This is a genomic window from Amycolatopsis ultiminotia (assembly GCF_039536925.1).
In the GTDB taxonomy this organism is placed as follows: Bacteria; Actinomycetota; Actinomycetes; order Mycobacteriales; family Pseudonocardiaceae; genus Amycolatopsis; species Amycolatopsis ultiminotia.
This window is the reverse complement of sequence record NZ_BAAAZN010000009.1, coordinates 210,895-227,417: the sequence shown is the minus strand read 5'-3', so window position 1 is coordinate 227,417 and position 16,523 is coordinate 210,895. Positions and strand designations below refer to the sequence as shown.

At 69.0% G+C, this 16,523-nt stretch carries 16 protein-coding genes; 6 read left to right on the top strand and 10 right to left on the bottom strand.

What is annotated here, in order from left to right; genetic code table 11:
- Window positions 1-2 precede the first annotated feature (2 nt).
- Together ABD793_RS22135 and ABD793_RS22130 are read right to left on the bottom strand one after the other, a co-directional pair.
- On the bottom strand, window positions 3-806 hold the full coding sequence (locus tag ABD793_RS22135) for an SIR2 family NAD-dependent protein deacylase (RefSeq protein WP_344862909.1): 804 nt from the start codon (window positions 804-806) through the stop codon (window positions 3-5).
- A complete protein-coding gene (locus tag ABD793_RS22130; protein ID WP_344862907.1) occupies window positions 799-1,107 on the bottom strand; it encodes an antibiotic biosynthesis monooxygenase family protein in 309 nt (102 codons plus the stop codon). Before ABD793_RS22130 ends, ABD793_RS22135 begins: the two co-directional genes overlap by 8 nt.
- A gap of 43 nt (window positions 1,108-1,150) precedes the next feature.
- On the opposite strand from ABD793_RS22130, the gene ABD793_RS22125 reads away from it, so the two are divergent.
- A complete protein-coding gene (locus ABD793_RS22125; RefSeq protein ID WP_344862905.1) occupies window positions 1,151-2,392 on the top strand; it encodes an FAD-dependent monooxygenase in 1,242 nt (413 codons plus the stop codon).
- Window position 2,393: 1 nt separating this feature from the next.
- Here ABD793_RS22125 and ABD793_RS22120 read toward each other — a convergent pair whose 3' ends face one another.
- The gene (locus ABD793_RS22120) at window positions 2,394-3,806 is read right to left on the bottom strand and encodes a M1 family metallopeptidase (RefSeq protein WP_344862902.1); all 1,413 of its coding nucleotides are present in this window, start codon (window positions 3,804-3,806) and stop codon (window positions 2,394-2,396) included.
- Window positions 3,807-3,876: 70 nt separating this feature from the next.
- On the opposite strand from ABD793_RS22120, the gene ABD793_RS22115 reads away from it, so the two are divergent.
- Window positions 3,877-4,617: an alpha/beta fold hydrolase gene (locus tag ABD793_RS22115; protein WP_344863120.1), complete on the top strand. Its 741-nt coding sequence runs from the start codon at window positions 3,877-3,879 to the stop codon at window positions 4,615-4,617.
- Between the two features lie 46 nt (window positions 4,618-4,663).
- Here the strand turns inward: ABD793_RS22115 and ABD793_RS22110 are convergent, their stop codons facing one another.
- The 4 genes from ABD793_RS22110 to ABD793_RS22095 form a co-directional block, all read right to left on the bottom strand.
- Window positions 4,664-5,620, bottom strand: coding sequence for a peptidoglycan recognition protein family protein (locus ABD793_RS22110; protein ID WP_344862900.1), 957 nt, complete (start codon window positions 5,618-5,620; stop codon window positions 4,664-4,666).
- Window positions 5,621-5,709: 89 nt separating this feature from the next.
- The gene (locus ABD793_RS22105; RefSeq protein WP_344862898.1) at window positions 5,710-6,585 is read right to left on the bottom strand and encodes an HhH-GPD family protein; all 876 of its coding nucleotides are present in this window, start codon (window positions 6,583-6,585) and stop codon (window positions 5,710-5,712) included.
- Between the two features lie 23 nt (window positions 6,586-6,608).
- The gene (locus ABD793_RS22100; protein WP_344862896.1) at window positions 6,609-7,100 is read right to left on the bottom strand and encodes a beta-class carbonic anhydrase; all 492 of its coding nucleotides are present in this window, start codon (window positions 7,098-7,100) and stop codon (window positions 6,609-6,611) included.
- Window positions 7,101-7,201: 101 nt separating this feature from the next.
- Window positions 7,202-8,302: a LacI family DNA-binding transcriptional regulator gene (locus ABD793_RS22095; RefSeq protein ID WP_344863118.1), complete on the bottom strand. Its 1,101-nt coding sequence runs from the start codon at window positions 8,300-8,302 to the stop codon at window positions 7,202-7,204.
- Between the two features lie 181 nt (window positions 8,303-8,483).
- Between ABD793_RS22095 and ABD793_RS22090 the strand changes: the two genes are divergently transcribed.
- From ABD793_RS22090 to ABD793_RS22080, 3 genes are read left to right on the top strand one after another with little or no spacing between them, the layout of a single operon-like run.
- Window positions 8,484-9,401: a metal ABC transporter solute-binding protein, Zn/Mn family gene (locus ABD793_RS22090; protein ID WP_344862894.1), complete on the top strand. Its 918-nt coding sequence runs from the start codon at window positions 8,484-8,486 to the stop codon at window positions 9,399-9,401.
- Window positions 9,401-10,237 (top strand): metal ABC transporter ATP-binding protein, encoded by an 837-nt coding sequence (locus tag ABD793_RS22085; protein ID WP_344862892.1) that lies wholly within the window; start codon window positions 9,401-9,403, stop codon window positions 10,235-10,237. The genes ABD793_RS22090 and ABD793_RS22085 overlap by 1 nt, the downstream gene beginning before the upstream one ends.
- Window positions 10,238-10,240: 3 nt before the next feature.
- Window positions 10,241-11,131: a metal ABC transporter permease gene (locus ABD793_RS22080; RefSeq protein WP_344862890.1), complete on the top strand. Its 891-nt coding sequence runs from the start codon at window positions 10,241-10,243 to the stop codon at window positions 11,129-11,131.
- Between the two features lie 28 nt (window positions 11,132-11,159).
- Here the strand turns inward: ABD793_RS22080 and ABD793_RS22075 are convergent, their stop codons facing one another.
- The 3 genes from ABD793_RS22075 to ABD793_RS22065 are packed head-to-tail and all read right to left on the bottom strand — an operon-like array spanning window position 11,160 to window position 15,006.
- Window positions 11,160-12,476: an alginate O-acetyltransferase AlgX-related protein gene (locus ABD793_RS22075; RefSeq protein ID WP_344862887.1), complete on the bottom strand. Its 1,317-nt coding sequence runs from the start codon at window positions 12,474-12,476 to the stop codon at window positions 11,160-11,162.
- Between the two features lie 50 nt (window positions 12,477-12,526).
- Window positions 12,527-13,750, bottom strand: coding sequence for a DUF445 domain-containing protein (locus tag ABD793_RS22070; RefSeq protein WP_344862885.1), 1,224 nt, complete (start codon window positions 13,748-13,750; stop codon window positions 12,527-12,529).
- 50 nt (window positions 13,751-13,800) lie between these two features.
- Entirely contained in the window at window positions 13,801-15,006 is a 1,206-nt protein-coding gene (locus tag ABD793_RS22065) for a DUF445 domain-containing protein (RefSeq protein ID WP_344862883.1), read from the bottom strand.
- Between the two features lie 279 nt (window positions 15,007-15,285).
- Between ABD793_RS22065 and ABD793_RS22060 the strand changes: the two genes are divergently transcribed.
- Entirely contained in the window at window positions 15,286-16,500 is a 1,215-nt protein-coding gene (locus ABD793_RS22060) for a coiled-coil domain-containing protein (RefSeq protein WP_344862881.1), read from the top strand.
- Window positions 16,501-16,523 lie beyond the last annotated feature (23 nt).

The following is a 16,523-nucleotide window of genomic DNA, read 5'->3' as shown; positions in this document are numbered from 1 at the left end:
GCTCAGGCCAGCTCGGTCAACGTGGCCAGCGCGCCTGCCGGGATCGAGATGCCGCGACCGTGCCGGACCTGCGGTTCGCGCGGGTTGATCCGGATCAGCGCGCCGTTCGCGGCGCTGGCCAGCTCGGCGTACCGGCGCACGGTCGGCACCGCCTGGCCGGCACCCAGCTCGACGACCGCCAGATCGCGGTGCGCCCGGCGCCATCCGGTCAGCTCGTCCAGCTGCACCTGGGTGCGGTCGGGAACCCAGTCGGAATCGCCGAACATCAGGATGTTCGGCCTGGCGAGGCCACCGCAGCGCGGGCAGGACGGAAGCGGCGGGCGGGCCCGCATCGTCGTCTCGTCCAGGTCCACCGAAACCCCGGTGGCAGGCCAGATCTCCCTGGTGCAGCCGGCGCAGCACTGCAAGTGGTGGATCGAGCCGTGCGCCTCGGTGACCCGGTCGAATCCGGCCGTCTGGAACTGGCCATCCACATTGGACGTGAACACGCGCACGCCGCCGGGTTTCGCGCGGCCCCATTCGAGCAGCAGGCCGAACCCGCGGTGCGGCACGGTCGTGCGGTAGAGCGCGAGCCGGTGCCCGTAGAAACCCCAGGCCAGTTCCGGATCGTCGGCGAAATGCCGGGGATCGGCCAGTTCCTCGAACTGCAGCCCGAGCCCGGCGTAGGGCGGATAGGCCCGCCAAAAGCCTGCACCGCCGCGGAAATCCGGTAATCCGGAATCGACGCCCATCCCGGCGCCGGCGCACACGAGCAGTGCGCCGGCGCCGTGGATCAGCTCGGCCGCGCGGGTGAGCTCGTCACTCACCCGGCTTGGACGCCTGCACGACCTCGAATTCCAGCAGGCTCGCCCCGGAAGCGACCGGGCTCTTGCGCTCGCCCGCGTGTGCTTCGCGTGCCGGGCCGCCTGCCCACGCCTGGTAGTGCTCCTCGGTCTCCCACTTCGTGTAGACGAAGTAGCGCTGTTCGCCCGCGATCGGGCGGAGCAGCTCGAAGCCGAGGAAGCCGGCCTGCTGGTCCACCGAGTGCAGCCGCGCGGCGAACCGCTTCTCCAGCTCCGGGCCTGCGCCCTCGGGGACCTCGATTGCGTTGATCTTCACCACTGCCATGCCCCCAGCCTACTGGCGGCAAAAAAGTGGCAGTGTCTATCAAATGACTGTTACCCTCACCAAGGCGGACGAAGCAACGGGGGTTCTCATGCGGGTACTGATTTCGGGCGCGAGCATCGCGGGTCCGGCTCTGGCGTTCTGGCTGCGTCGTTACGGGGCGGAGGTCACCGTGGTCGAGCGTGCGCCGTCGCCGCGGCCTGGTGGCCAGGCCGTGGACGTGCGCGGGGTGGCCAAGGAAGTGGTGCGGCGGATGGGGCTGGACCGGGAGGTCCGGGCGGCCTGTACGGACACCGGCGGCCTGTCGCTGGTCAATGCCGCAGGGCGGCGGCTCACCTCGATCACGGTGGACCAGTTCGGCGGCGACGGCATGATCGCGGAGATCGAAATCCTCCGCGGCGATCTGTCCAGGGTGCTGCTCGACGCGACGAAGGAAGGTGTCGAATACGTCTACGGCGACCGGATCACCGCGCTGGACGAGCAGCCGGACGGCGTGCACGTGAGCTTCCAGTCCGGCTCACCGCGGGTGTACGACGTGGTGGTCGGCGCCGATGGCGTGCACTCCGGCGTGCGGAAGCTCCTGTTCGGCGACGTTCCGCTGCAGCACTGCGGGATGTACCTGTCGTTCTGGACCGCGCGCAACCACCTCGGCCTGGAGAACTGGTCGCTCGGGTACCTGGAGCCGGGCCGCGCGTCCGGGGTGCGGACCATCAACGACAACCAGAACTTCATGGCGTTCGTCGCCTTCCGCGCGGACGAGATCGACTACGACTACCGCGACGCCGATGCCCAGCGTGACCTCGTCCGCGCCCGGACTGCCGGAATGGGCTGGGAGACGGCGAAATTCGTCGAGCAGATCGACGCACCGGACTTCTACTTCGATTCGTGCAGCCAGGTGCAGATCGACAAGTGGTCCCGCGGCAGCGTCGGGCTGCTGGGCGACGCCGCGTCGTGCGCCTCGCCTTCGGCCGGTCAGGGCACGAGCCTCGCCCTCGTCGCTGCGTACGTGCTCGCTGGCGAGCTGGTGCGGGCGAACGGGGACCACGCCGCTGCCTTCGCCGCGTACGAACGCCGCCTGCGGTCGTGGGTTCTTGCCACCCAGAAGATGGGCCGCGACAACGCGAACACGACAATTCCGAAGAACCAGCTCGGTGTCGTCGCTCAGCGCTGGGCACTGCGGGCGATGCGGATCCTGCCCGAACGGCTGCTGATGCGCACGGCGTCCTCGGTGGTCAACGGGCTCACCCTGCCGGACGAGCCGGCCCTGCTTCCGCAGGCGGCCGAATAGGTCACGGGCGCAGCGAGCCGGGGTAGAGGTCGGCGTCCGCAGGCAGTTTCGTGCCGTGGAACCAGTCGGTGAGGAAGCCGCTCAGATCGCGTCCGGCCACCTGTGACACGAGCTTTTCGAAATCCGCCCAGTTCGCGTTGCCGTGCCGGTGTTCGGTGGTCCACTCGTGCAGTAGTTTCGAGAACGCCGCCTCACCCAGCTCCCGGCGCAGTGCGTGCACGGCGAGGATGCCCTTGTCGTACACCGCCTCGAACTCGTGCCCCACGCCCATGCCGACCAGCTTCCGGCCCCAGAAATCCGTGCTGGCCTTGGTGATCTCCACCGCCGTGCGATACTGCTCGTCCAGGTCGTGGCCCTCGCGTTCGGACCACAGCCATTGTGCGTAGGAGGCGAAGCACTCGTTCAGGCAGATGTCGGACCACGAATCGAGGGAGACCGAATCGCCGAACCACTGGTGTGCGTTCTCGTGTACCAGTGTGGGCATTTCCGCCCATTTCGCGTAGGTCGGGCGGGTTTGCGTCTCCAGTGAGAAGTGGATGTCCTCGTCGAGGTAGACCCCGCCCGCGGCGCTCTGCGGGTACGGGCCGAATTTGCTTTCCAGGAACGAGAGGATTTCCGGCAGCCGGTCGCCGGTGGCTTCGTGGGCCTCGGCGCCCGGCGCGTACGCGGACACCACCGGTGTGCCGTCCGGCAGGGTGGCGCGCTGCACGGTGAATTTGCCGATCGCGATCATGGTCAGGTAACTCGCCACCGGGTCCGATTCCTGCCACGTGGTGGTGGTCTTGCCGTCCTTCGTCGTGCTGCCCTGCTGTCGTCCGTTGGAGACCACCGTCCAGGCTGCCGGCACGTGTGCGGTGACGGTGAAGGTCGCCTTGTCGCGCGGGGTTTCGTTGACCGGATACCAGAACGAGGCCGAATGCGGTTCGCCGACCTGGTAGGCGCCGCCGTCCGCGGAGCGGCTCCACCCGTTCTCACTGCCACCCGAGTGCGCGGTCTTCTCCGGATCACCCGAATAGCGCACGCGGGTGCGGAAGGCCGATCCGGACCGCACCGGTTCGGCGGGCGTGACCACCAATTCGTGTTCCTTCTCCCGGCTGAATTTCGCCGGTTTCCCGTCCACTTCCACCGACGCCACGTCGAGGCCACGCAGGTCGAAGTCGAATCGGCTGAGGTCCTGGGTCGCCTTCGCGGTGACGGTGGTGTCGCCGTCGAGGTGCCCGCTCGCCGGGTCGTAGCCCACTCCCACCTGGTAGTCGAGTGCGTCGTAACCGCCGTTGCCGTCGTCCGGGTAGTAGGGATCGCCCCCTCCGATCGCGCCGGGAGCGGGGTGCATCGGCGGCGGATCGTCCGTGCTGCAGCCGGACAGCGCGAGCACGCCGGTGAGGATGAGGGCGGCGGTTCGGCGGCTGGGCATGAAGTTCACCCTAGAGTCTTCCGCGTCGCAGCGAGCCGGACGAAACCCAGGAGGACCAGTGCGACCAGGCCTGATCGACTTCGGCGGGGACCGGGCAACGGGCGTGTCGATCCTGTTGCTGCACGGGCTGATGGGCCGGGCGCGGACCTGGTGGCCGGTCGCGCAGTGGCTCCGGCGCTACGGCACCGTGCACGGCCTCGATGCCCGTGGGCACGGCCGGGCACCGCACACCGGGCCGTGGACCACCGAGCAGTTCGCCGACGACGTCGCGCAGGTGCTGGCCGGGCTCGGCCGGTCGGTGCTGATCGGCCATTCGATGGGCGGACTGCACGCGTGGGCCACCGCGGCGAAGCATCCGGAGCTGGTCCGCGCGGTGGTGAGTGAGGACTTCGCGCCGGACCAGCGCGGACGCACCGTGGAGACCTGGCGCGGGTACTTCGAGAGCTGGCCGGTGCCGTTCGAATCACTGGCCCATGTGCGGGAGTTCTTCGGTGCCGCTGGCGACTACTTCATCGAATGCGTCGAGGAACGCGAAGACGGCTACCACCTGATCGCCGACCTCACCGACCTCTACGAGATCGCGGCCGAATGGGGCCGGAGGGAGTATTGGTCCACTGTGGAGCAGATCCGCTGCCCGCTGCTGCTGATCGAAGGCGAGCACACCGCGATGCCCGCGGGTCAGCAGGCCGAGGTGGCGGCGAGGGTGCCCGGTGCAACGCACCTCGTCGTGCCCGGTTCTGCGCACCTGCCGCACGCCGAGGCGCCGGAGACCTACCGTGGTGCGGTGGAGGCCTTCCTGTCCGGCCTGTGACGCCTCACGTGTGCCGCCCTCGCTGGCACACGTGAGGCGCCCCCGGTCAGCGGGCCAGCTCGCGGCGCCACGCCGCCGTCGAGCGGTCCGCCGGCACGAGCAGAGGCCAGACGTCCGAACCGAGGAAGCCGGATTCGTCGGCAGCCCGCGCGGCTGTGCAGCTGTCGCGGGACAGGCCGTGCTCGCGGGCCACCGTGGCGACGGCCTGTGCGGTCGCCTTGCCGAACACGCCATCCGTCGGCACCGCGAAACCGGCTGTGCGCAGGAAGCGCTGTGCGGTTGCCACTTTGGGGCCGGTGTCGCCCGGTTTGAGCAGCGGCCACTCCGGTGCGTCGGCGCGGGTGGCGGCCACGCCGAGCAGCTGTCCCACGGCCGTGCGCAGCTCCGGCAGCCGGTCGTAGAGGACCTGGCCGCAGCATTCGGTGGAGTTGAAGTCGCGGTGGCCCTTGATGAACTCGGGGGTGATGCCGTACTGGTCGGCGATGTATGCGATCAGCTTGACCAGGGAGTCCCATAGCGCATCCGGCACGTCGACGGTGCTGTACAGGCCCTCGTTCTCGATGCCGAGGCATTCGCTGTTGTGGTCGGCCACGTTCGCGCCCTGCACGTGCTGGGTGCCGCCGCGGAGGATTTCGAGGCTGCGGTGCCGTCCTTCGGTCACATAGCCGCCACGGCTGTTCGTGAACTGCTGCCCGGTGTCGATCCAGCCTCGGGTGTCCATGTGGAAGTTCTGGATGTCGCGCGAGATCTGCAGCGCGTGCGCGAGCGAGTAGTCGGTGTTGTTGCCGGGGTCGACGGTGTGGTGCACCACGATATAGGTCGGTTTGTGGTTCTCCACCACGATCGCGCCGCCGGCTGCCCGCGCGTTCCACTCGCTCGTCGGGTGGATGTCCGGTGCTTCGACGGCCGCGTTCGCACTGCCGGCCGCGGCCAGCCCCAGTGCTCCGGCGGCGGTGACGGTGAGCCCGCCCTTCAGGACGGCGCGACGCGTTGCTTCCCCCATGCGAATCCCCTTCGCCGGAATTGCGACGGGGGAAAACTATCCCGGTGACAAGATCATGACAACTTGTTACCGACTTTCGTCCTACCGCGTCAGTGCTCGCCGGGGAGGGCGAACAGGCCGTCCGCGGTCTGCTCCAGCAGCCCGTCGACCAGCAGCGAGTCGAGGCACCGGTCACGCTGGCCCGGCTCGTGCCAGACCAGATCCAGCCGGGTTTTCTCGACCGGGCCCTCGCTGCCGCGCAGCACGTCGAGCAGCAGGCCGCGCACCTGACGGTCGGTGCCGGCGAACTTCTGCACCGGCTTGGCCGGGCCGGTGTACTCGGGACGGCCGTTGTGCTGCCACGCGCAGCCGGCGTGGATCGGGCAGTCCGCGCACCGCGGGGAACGTGCGGTGCAGACCAGCGCGCCCAGCTCCATCAACGCGGCGGACAGCTTCGCGGCCGGCGCGTCCTCGGCCGGCAGCAGCGCCTCGACGTCGGCCATGTCCCGGGTGTTCGACGCCGGGCCCGCGTCGCCCGCACCGTGCACGGCACGCGCAACGACCCGCCGGACGTTCGTGTCCACCACCGGCGCCCGCTTGCCGTAGGCGAACGCCGCGACCGCACGCGCGGTGTAGGCACCGATGCCGGGCAGGCCGAGCAGGGTGTCCACATCGGACGGCACTACGTCGCCGTGTTCGGCCGCGATCACCGTGGCCGCGGCGTGCAGCCGCAACGCACGCCGCGGGTAGCCGAGCTTGCCCCAGGCGCGCACCACCTCGCCGGTGGTCTCCGCGGCCAGCGCCGAGGGCACCGGCCAGCGAGCCATCCACTCCAGCCAGATCGGTTGCACCCGGGAAACCGGCGTCTGCTGCAGCATGATCTCGCTGACCAGCACGCCCCATGCCGAGCAGTCCGGCTCCCGCCACGGCAGGTCCCGGCCGACTTCGGCAAACCAGTCGATCAGTGCGTCGGTGTCCACAGCCACCCGGACATTGAAACCGACGGGTCTCAGACGACCTCGGTCAGGCTCCCCGCCTTCACGTCGTAGACGAATCCGCGCACGTTGTCGGTGTGCAGGAGGAAGTCGCTGCGCCGGGCCCGTTCGATCGAGGTGCGCACGCTGTCCTCGACCTTCCGGAACGCCTCGACCGCCCAGGTCGGGCGCAGGCCGGTGGCGGTTTCCAGCTCGTCCTTGAAATCGTCCTCGGTGACCATGGACAGCCCGCATTCGGTGTGCTGCACGATCAGCACCTCGCGGGTGCCGAGCTTGCGCTGGCTGAGCGCGAGCGAGCGGATCATGTCATCGGTCACCACGCCACCTGCGTTGCGCAGCACGTGCGCCTCGCCCTGCAGCAGCCCGAAGATCTCGAACACCCGGATCCGGGCGTCCATGCAGGTGAGGATCGCGACCTGCAGCGAGGGCTTCGGCGAGGATCGGTCACCGGGGACGATGTTGCCGATTTCCTGGTTGCGCTTGAGCAGCACGTCGATGGAGGTCATGGTCACCCTTCGGCCACGTTCCCCGCGCTACGCGGGCGGTTCGTTCCATGGAACCCGCCGGGACCCATCGGCACAATGCCATGGGCGCGAAATCACCGTGCTCAGCCGCCGAACCAGGGTTCCTCGACCGTGCGCGGTGGCGCCGAGGTGCGGCCGACGCGCAGTTCGGTCGGCAGCGTGATGACCTTCGGCTCGACCCGATCGGCCGAGCTGAGCAGCAGTCTGCCGGCCACCTTGCCCTTCTCCAGCACCGGCTGGTGCACGGTGGTGAGACCGGACCGCTCGGCCTCGGCGATTCCGTCGAACCCGGTGACGGTGAGGTCGAGCGGCACTCGCAGTCCGCGGCGCTGCGCCTCGGCCAGCGCGCCGAGCGCGAGGATGTCCGAGGTGCAGACCAGGGCGGTGACCTGCGGATACGCATCGAGCAGCTGCCGGGCGGCCGACGCGCCGTCGTCCACCGTGTGGTCGAAGCGCTCGACCACCGGCACGCCTGCCCAGTCGACCCCGGCGGCGGAGAACGCCGTGGCCAGCGCCTCCAGCCGGGTGCGCTGCACGTGGAAGTGCGCGCTGCTCTGCCGCTCCGCGGTGACGAAGTCGTCGTTGCGTTCGCGGGCAAGGCGCATGCAGAGGATGCCGACCTGCCGGTGCCCGAGTGCGACGAGGTGTTCGGCGAGCCGGCTCACCGCGTCGGCGTCGTCCGGCCCGACGCGGTCCACCCCTTCGACCCGGGGCTGGTCGATGATCACCGTGGGCACCGGCCGTTCCAGTACGGCCGCCAGGTGCGGATCGTCGTCCGGCACGGAGTAGACGATGAAACCGTCCACGCCCGCGCGGTGCACCGCGGCGAGGTCCTCCCGGCCGGGGCTGGCCGGCACGAGGTGCAGTCCGACTCCGGCGTCCTCGCAGGCGAGCGCCAGTCCTTCCAGTACCCCGACGGCGGCGGGATCACGAAAGGCGTAGGAGAGGTTTTCGGTCAGCAAGAGTCCCACCGCGCCCGCCTTGCGGGTGCGCAGCGAGCGGGCGACCGGATCAGGGCCGGGGTAACCGAGCCGCCGTGCGGTCTCGAGCACGCGCCTGCGCAGCTCGGGAGACAGCTGGTCCGGACGATTGTAGGCGTTGGACACCGTGGTCCTGGACACCCCGAGCTCCGCCGCGAGCGACGCCAGTGTCGCCTGCCTCCGGGTGCGAATAGGACGGCCCATCCGCAAACCGTAACGGTTCAGATCGGTTTCCAGAAGCGACACCCCTGTGGTGAGCGTCTCGATCCGCTGGGTGATCACCAGGGGTGTGGCCACCCGGTCGAGCGGGGGCGGTCATTCGGATGGGGTAAGGTGAATCTGACAACGGTTTCCATTAGCGATTCCAGCGATCAGGAGTGCCCCGATGACTTCCCGCCGCACGAGAGCCGTGCTCGCCGCCGCCTCGGCTTTGTCCGTCTTCGCGCTCGGAGCCTGCTCCGGCACGTCCGCGGACGATTCCGCGTCCAGCCCGGCGGCGAACGCCGGTGAACAGGTGAAGGTGGTCGCCGCCACCGACGTGTGGGGCAGCGTGGTGTCCGCGATCGGCGGGGACAAGGTGCAGGTCACCTCGATCATCCACGATCCGTCGGCCGATCCGCACTCGTACGAGTCCACTGCCGACGATGCGCTCGCCGCGAAGGACGCCAAGCTCACGCTGGCCAACGGCGGTGGCTACGACGACTTCTTCACCAAGCTCACCGGCGAGTCCACCGACGCGAAGAAACTGGTCGCCTACGACATCGCGGCAACCGGCGACGAGAACGAGCACGTCTGGTACGACCTGCCGGGGGTGGCGAAGGTCGCGGACCAGGTCGCCACTGCGCTCGGCGAGATCCAGCCGTCGTCGAAGCAGGCTTTCGCGGACAACGCCAAGACGTTCAAGGGGCAGATCGACGGTCTGCTCAAGAAGGCGGGCGAGGTGGGGGCCGCGCACCCGGGCAGCAAGGTCGTGGTGACCGAGCCCGTCGCGCATTACCTCTTGCAGAGCGCGAAGATCACCGACGCCACCCCCAAGGCGTTCTCGGACGCGGTGGAGAACGAGACCGACGTACCTGCCGACGCAGTCGCCCAGTTCACCCAGCTGATCAAGACCAAGCAGGTGAAGGCGCTGATCAACAACGTGCAGACGGTCACCCCGCTGACCGAGCAGGTGGCCGGGGAAGCGAAGGCGGCGGGCGTGCCGGTGGTCGACGTGGCCGAGACGCTGCCTGCGGGTGCCAAGGGCTACATTGACTGGATGACCAAGGATGTGGACTCGCTTTCCGGGGCGCTGAACAGCTGATGTCCGTCCCGCTGCCCGAGGCCCGCCCCGCGGTCCGGATCCGCGGGGCCGGGCTGGCATTCGGCAACCGCACCCTGTGGTCCGGGCTGGACCTCGACGTCGAGCACGGGGAGTTTCTCGCCGTGCTCGGCCCGAACGGGTCCGGGAAAAGCAGTCTGCTCAAGGCATTGCTCGGCGTGCAGCGGCTGTCTGCCGGCACGGTCGAGATCGCCGGCGGACGTCCGGGGGGCGCCAACCGCGAGGTCGGCTACATCCCGCAGCAGCGCGCGATCGACGATTCGCTGACGTTGCGCGGCGTGGACCTGGTCGGCCTCGGGCTGGACGGGCACCGCTGGGGTACCGGGCTGCCCTGGACGCGGGCCCGGCGGCGCCGGGTCGACGAGGCGATCGAGGCAGTCGGCGGCACGCGATACGCGAAACAGTCCGTCGGCCGGTTGTCCGGCGGCGAGCAGCAGCGGCTGCGGGTTGCGCAGGCGCTGGTCGGTGATCCATCGGTGTTGCTGTGCGACGAGCCGTTGCTGTCACTGGACCTCGCGCACCAGCGCGCAGTGAGTGAGCTGATCGAGGCGCGCCGCCGTGAGTCCGGTACCGCGGTGCTCTTCGTGACTCACGAGATCAACCCGGTGCTGCAGTTCGTCGACCGGGTGCTGTACCTGGTCAACGGCCAGTTCCGGATCGGCAAGCCGGACGAGGTGATGACCTCGCAAACGCTGACGCAGCTGTACGGAACGAGGGTCGAGGTGCTGCGCGTCGGCGGCCAGATCCACATCGCCGGAGCGCAAAGCGCGCTGTGCGAGGACGAACCGCATCACCACGAGCAGGAAGCAGTGAGCTGAGCCTTGGACGGCATGTTCGACTTCGCCAAGACCTGGGAACTGATCACGGCTCTCCCCAGCGTGCAGACTGCGCTGATCGCCGCTGCGGTGCTCGGGCTCGTCGCCGGGATTCTCGGCCCGCTGATCGTGATGCGCCGGATGTCGTTCGCCGTGCACGGCACGTCGGAGCTGGCGTTCACCGGCGCGGCAGGTGCGCTGCTGCTCGGTGTCGGCGTGGAGTACGGCGCGCTGGCCGGTGCGGTGGCCGCGGCACTGCTGCTCGGCATCCTCGGCACCCGCGACGCCGATCGCGATTCGGTGATCGGCGTGATCCTGTCCTTCGGGCTCGGGATGGGCGTGCTGCTGCTGTCTTTCTACAAAGGACGGTCGGGAAACAAGTTCGGCATCCTCACCGGACAGATCATCACCGTGGACAGCACCAACCTGACCGCGCTGGTGATCTCCGCGGTCGCCGTGCTGGCGGTGCTGGCGTGCGTGTACCGGCCCCTGCTGTTCGCGAGCGTGGACCGCGCGGTGGCCGAGGCCAGGGGCGTGCCGGTGAAGACGCTGACCGTGCTGTTCGCCCTGCTCGTCGGTGTGTCGACCGCACTGAGCGTGCAGATCGTCGGATCGCTGCTGGTGGTCGCGTTGATGGTGACGCCGGCTGCGGCCGCCGCCCGGGTCACCGCCAGCCCGCTGCGGGTCACCGTGCTCTCGGTGGTCTTCGCCGAGGTCGCGGCACTCGGCGGCATCGTGTTGTCGCTCGCCCCCGGCATGCCGGTGAGCGCGTTCGTCACCGCGATCTCGTTCCTGATCTACCTCGTGTGCCGGGCGATCTCCTGGGCCCGCGACCGGAGCCGGGGCGTGCGCACCCCGCAGGACACCGTCGAGACCGCTCCCGTGCCGGTCGGCTGAACCCCGGTCTTGTCCTTCGCGCGGTCCGTCAGCGGATCGGGTGCTGGGCCAGCGCCGTCTTCACACTCTTGATGAAGCCGTCGTCGGTGAACGGAACCAGTCCGCCCGAGACGTTGCGCTCCACTGCCTGCAGCACGACCACCTCGGAGTTCACGAACTGGTCCACCGCCTGCGCCTGCGGGGTCTTCTCGGTCGAGTAGGCCAGGTAGGTCAGGTTCGTGAACGCCGCGTCGAGGTAGCGCGACGAAGCCAGGCTGAACGAATCGCCGTAGATGAGCGTGCGCCGGTCGATGGTGCCGCTCAACGGCGGCGACGAACGGTGCACCGGCTGGTCGATGTTGCCGAGGAACTCGCTCGCGCGGTCGGTGACGCCGTCCGGTCGCAGGGTGTACATCGTGTTGGTCTTGACGCCGGTTTTGCCCAGCAGCAACGGCAGATCGGCAACCGCGTCGTACTGGCCGGACGGCGCGGAGACCCAGGAGTCGGTGGCACCGGGGCGCACCGCGTTGGCGAGCGTGCGGGCGAGGACCAGCCCGCCCTCGTCCCGCCAGTGCGTGTCGTTGGGTGCGTAGATCGGCCTGCCGACGCGGGCGGCCGACGCGGCGAGTTCCGGGCGCAGGTCGAGGGAATGGCCTTCGGTGGTGATCTTGTACCAGTCGTTCGCCGACGCGGCCTGTGAGCAGTCCTTGCCGGGGTAGCTGGCGGGCAGGAACTGCGGCACCATCGTCGATTTGTCCGGCGTCACCACGAACACGAACTTCCGGCCGGACGCCTCCACGGCCGCGCGCAGTTCGTCGACCTTCTTCATCGTGGTGTCGACGTCCTGGGCGGGCGCACACTTCGCCTCGGCGTCGTAGCCGTAGTAGAGCCAGCCGTCGAGGCCCTGCACCACGTTGCGGTAGCCGGCCTGGCTGGTGCCCGGCAGGCTGGGCACGGACGGACCGTTCTTCGGTGCGCCCGGCTGCTGCAGCGGTGGCGCCGGGATCGGCCCGGAATTCGCCGCCGATCCCTGGTCGAGCGGCGGTTCCTCACCGAAGACGCCCCGGCTGATCCCGCCGGCGGCGTCGATCGCGCCCGCCCGGAAGGACAGCTGGTCGGTGGCCCAGTCGGGCAGGCCGGTGAAGAACCGGAAGCCATCGGCCAGGCTGGGAAAGCCGGCCAGCTTGTGGTTCTCGATCTCGCCGGGGCGCACCCCGACCACCCACAGCAGGGTCGGCGTCGCGAAGAACAGCAGCGCGCTGACCAGTGCGATCAGCTGCCGCCGACCGTGGCGGGGGCGGTGCAGCGAGTGCTCGCGAGGCAGGAACGCCTCGTGGACGGCGGGCAGCTGAGGCGGTTCGGACACGGGTTCACGGTAGCCACCGCGGTCCGCGCCGGTGCGGGAACACCCGAAACTCAGCCGAGCATGAGCAGGACCTGCAGTTCACCGACGACGAACCCGATCACGCCGCCGACCGCGATCAGCTTCCACTCGTCCTGGCGGAACGCCGGGCGCAGCAATCCCTCGAACTCCAGCGGGGTGAGCGCGAGCATGCGCTGTTCCACCATCTTCGCCACGTCCATCGCCTCGGTCAGGTAGCCCTCGGCGTACCGGACGGTGAGCGGCAGCTCGGCCAGCGCCCGCTGTGCCGCGGCGTGCTTCATCTCCTGCAACCGCTGCGTGCCCACCGCGAGCGTGACCATCGGTTTCGCCGCGCTCACCTGTGCGTCCACCGCATGTCCGACGGCGCGTTCGACCATGCCGACCAGCCGGTCGGACTTCGGCCCGCGCAGCAGCGCGTCGAGCAGGTTCGGCACGGTCAGCACCTCGTTCGCGACCAGTTCGCCGTACTGTCTGGCGACCTCCGCGCGCCGCCGCTGGAACTTGCCCTGCAGGATCACCCGGCCAAGCCGCACCGGCTCGCGCGGCAGGAAGATCATCTTGATCGCCAGCCAGTCGGTGCACAGTCCGATCGCGCCGCCGAACAGCGGAAGCACAAGGGGTTCGCGGGTGAACGCCCACACCACCGCCTGCACCAGCCCCAGCCCGAAGCCGAAGAAGATGCCGGCACGGGCGATGAACGTCATCTCCGGCCGGGACGTTTCGCGGATCAGCCGGACCAGCAGCGCACGGTCACGGGTGAGCCGTTCCACGGTCATGTGCCGGACGTCGAGCACCTCGTCGAGGCGGTCGCGGACCTCGTCGAGGAATTCCCGGACCAGCTGCGGGGTGCTCGACTGCACCTGCTTGATCAGCATTTCCTGGGCGATCGTCGGCAGCACCTCCCACAGCCGGGGGTGGTGCTTTTCGAGCACCTCGCGGGCGATGCCGTCGACCGCGCGCAGCAGTGGCTGCTCCAGTTCCCCGGTGACGAGCACGGGGTCCACGCGGGCAAAGACCTCTTTGATGTCGAGCAGGTTCGCGGTGAGCAGTTCGGTCGCGATCGCGGCCATCCGACCACCGTGCTTGGGCACCACGCCCTGCCAGCCGAGAAACGGCCGGATGCCGGTGAACTCGAGCGGGCGGAACATCATTTCGATCGCAACGCGCTTGGTGACATAGCCGATCAGCGCGGCGATGAACGGCATCGACGCGTACACCGGCCAGTGTTGTGCGAGATCGTCCAGGACCGCGTCCACCTGGCCTCCCTCCCGCTTCGGCAAACCGTATCGCACCTGGCCGGGCGTGGTCAGTGGAGCAGCAGCAGTGCCTGCAGCTCGCCGACGAGCCCGCCGATCACCGCGCCGACCGCGATCAGTTTCCACTCGTCCTGGCGGAAGGCCGGTCGGAGCAGTTGTTCGAATTCCAGCGGGGTGAGCCTGCGCATCCGGTCCACGATCGTGTTGCGTACGTCCAGTGCGTTCACCGCGTAATGCTCGGCGTGCCGGATGGTCTCCGGCACCCGCTCCGCGGCTTTCGCGGCAGCGGCCTGTTTCATCTCCTGGAACCGCTTGGTGCCGACGGCGATGGCGACGAACGGCTTCACCACACTCGCCTGCGCGTCGATGGTCTTCTGCACTTCCCGGCTGATCATGCTGAACAGCCGGTCCGATTTGGGTCCCCGCAGCACGGCTTCCAGCAGGTTCGGCACGGTGATGATTTCGCGGGCGATCATGTCGCCGTAGTCGGCGGCCACCTCGTCGCGTCGTTTCTGGAACACGCCCTGCCAGGTGTAGAGACCGAAGAACCGTCTCGGCGAGCGCGGGAGGAAGATCATCTTGAGTGCCAGCCAATCGGTGAACCACCCGATGCCGAGACCGAACAGCGGCAGCACGAGGGGTGATTTGGTGAGCCACCAGACGAGCAGCTGGACACAGCCGAGCAAGAATCCGAACACGATCCCGGAATTGGCGATGAACCGCATTTCCGGCCGGGAGATGTCCCGGATCAACCGGTTCAGCAGTGCCTTGTCGCGGACCAGGTTCGTGACGACCATATGCTTGAGGTCGAGAACGTCCTCGATGTTCCCGGAGATCTCCCGCATGATTTTCGTGATCGCCCGCGGCGCCTCCGCCTGTACGCGTTTCAGCAGCAGCTGTTGTGCGCCGGTGGGCAGCATTTCCCACAGCCGGGGCTGGTAGGTCTCCATCACCTCGCGGGTCACGTCCTCGACCACGCGCAGCAGCGGCTGTTCGATTTCCTTGGCGATCTGGACCGGATCGAGCCTGGCGAAGATCTCCCGCGGGTCCACGAGGTTGCCGGTGAGCATTTCGGTGGCGGTGCTCGCCATCCGCTCGGCGTTCGCAGGCAGCACGCCCTGCCAGCCGAGGAAGGGGCGGATGCCGGTGAATTCGACCGGCCGGAACATCATCTCGATCGCCACCCGCTTGGTGACGTAGCCGATCAGCGCCGCGATGAATGGCATGGTGACGTACACCTGCCAGTGCGTCTGCATGCGCGGACCCTCCCGTGTCGCTCACCGGCACGGTAGCCTGCGTGCCCGGCGCAACCGGAGCAGGACCTGCTCAGCCGGCTCTGCCCGGTTCGCGCGGCTGACGTGGGATTCGACCCGCGGCACGGTGTCCGGCCGGGGCGCGGCGCACGGTGGACGGCCCGGCCTTTTCACCGTTTCGGGGCGCCCGGAAGATGCCATGCGTGACGGCCGATCTTGCGCTTCGTAATGCAGCCGTTTGGCGGTACGTGCGGAAGGTCCCCTGCTCACTAAGGTGGCCCGATGGTCGCGCCCGAGAAGTCCGAGCCCGCTGCGAAGAGCGCCTCGTTCGCCGTCACGATGCGGGGCTACAACCAGCGTCAGGTCGATGAACGGATCGCCGAGCTGTCCCGCGCACAGCAGGAGACAGCCCACCGTCGCGACGAGGCGATGGCCAGTGTCGCCGAGCTGACCAAGGCGCTGACGACTGCGCAGAACGAGCTCTCGGAAGCGAAGTCCGCCCTGGTCCGGGTGAGCTCGAGCCCAGCGGGCGCGGGCGCGATGGCCGAGCGCGTCCGGCTGATGATGCAACTGGCCGAGGAGGAAATAGCCGACCTGCGAGCCGCCGCGGAGGCGGACGCCACCTCGACCCGCGCCGAAGCAGACCGCTACGCCCACGAAACCCAACGCGCCACGGACAAAGCGGCCAAGGAGGCGGAATCCGAACGCCAACGCCTGCTGACCGAAACCCAAACCGCCCTGGACACCCGAGAGACAGAACTGCAAGCCCGCATCACCGCCGCAGACGAGGACATCGCAACCCGCCTGGCCGACCTGGAAACCCGCACCGCGGCGGCTGATGAGGACATCGCGACCCGTACCGCGGCGGCCGATGAGGAGATCAGGTCCCGCACCCAGACCGCCGACCGCATCCGCACCGAGGCAGACGAAGCTGCCACCGCTGCCCGAATCCAGGCGGATGAAGCCGCAGCCCAAGCCCGCGCCAAGGCTGACGAGTCGGCAGCGCAAGCCCGAGCCGAAGCGGACGCCGCGGCAACCCGCGCCCGCACCGAAGCGGACACCGCCGCCGACCAGTCCCGCGCGCAGGCAGATGCCGCGGCCGAACGCGCCCGAGCCGAAGCAGATGAGGCGTCAGCCCGAGCCCGCGCCGAAGCAGACGAGGAAGCCGCCCGCGCTCGAGCCGAAACGGACGCCGCCGCCGAAGCCAAGGCCGCCGCCGCCCGAGCCGAAGCCGACCGTCGCGCCTCGGAAGAAATAGCGATCAGGAAATCCGAAGCAGAAACCGCATTGGCCGACGCTCGCCAAAAGCAAACCGAGGCAACCGAAAACCACGCCCTCGCACTCACCCTGCGCACCAAGGTCGCGGACCGCATCGCCGCCACCAACGACGCAGTCCAGGAAGCCCTCCGCCTCCTAACCCCACCAGACGACGAAGAACCACAACCCACCACCGACGAGGCACCTCTCCCCGCCGACACCTCCCCAACCACCGCCTGACACCGCGAACACAAGCGCCCCCG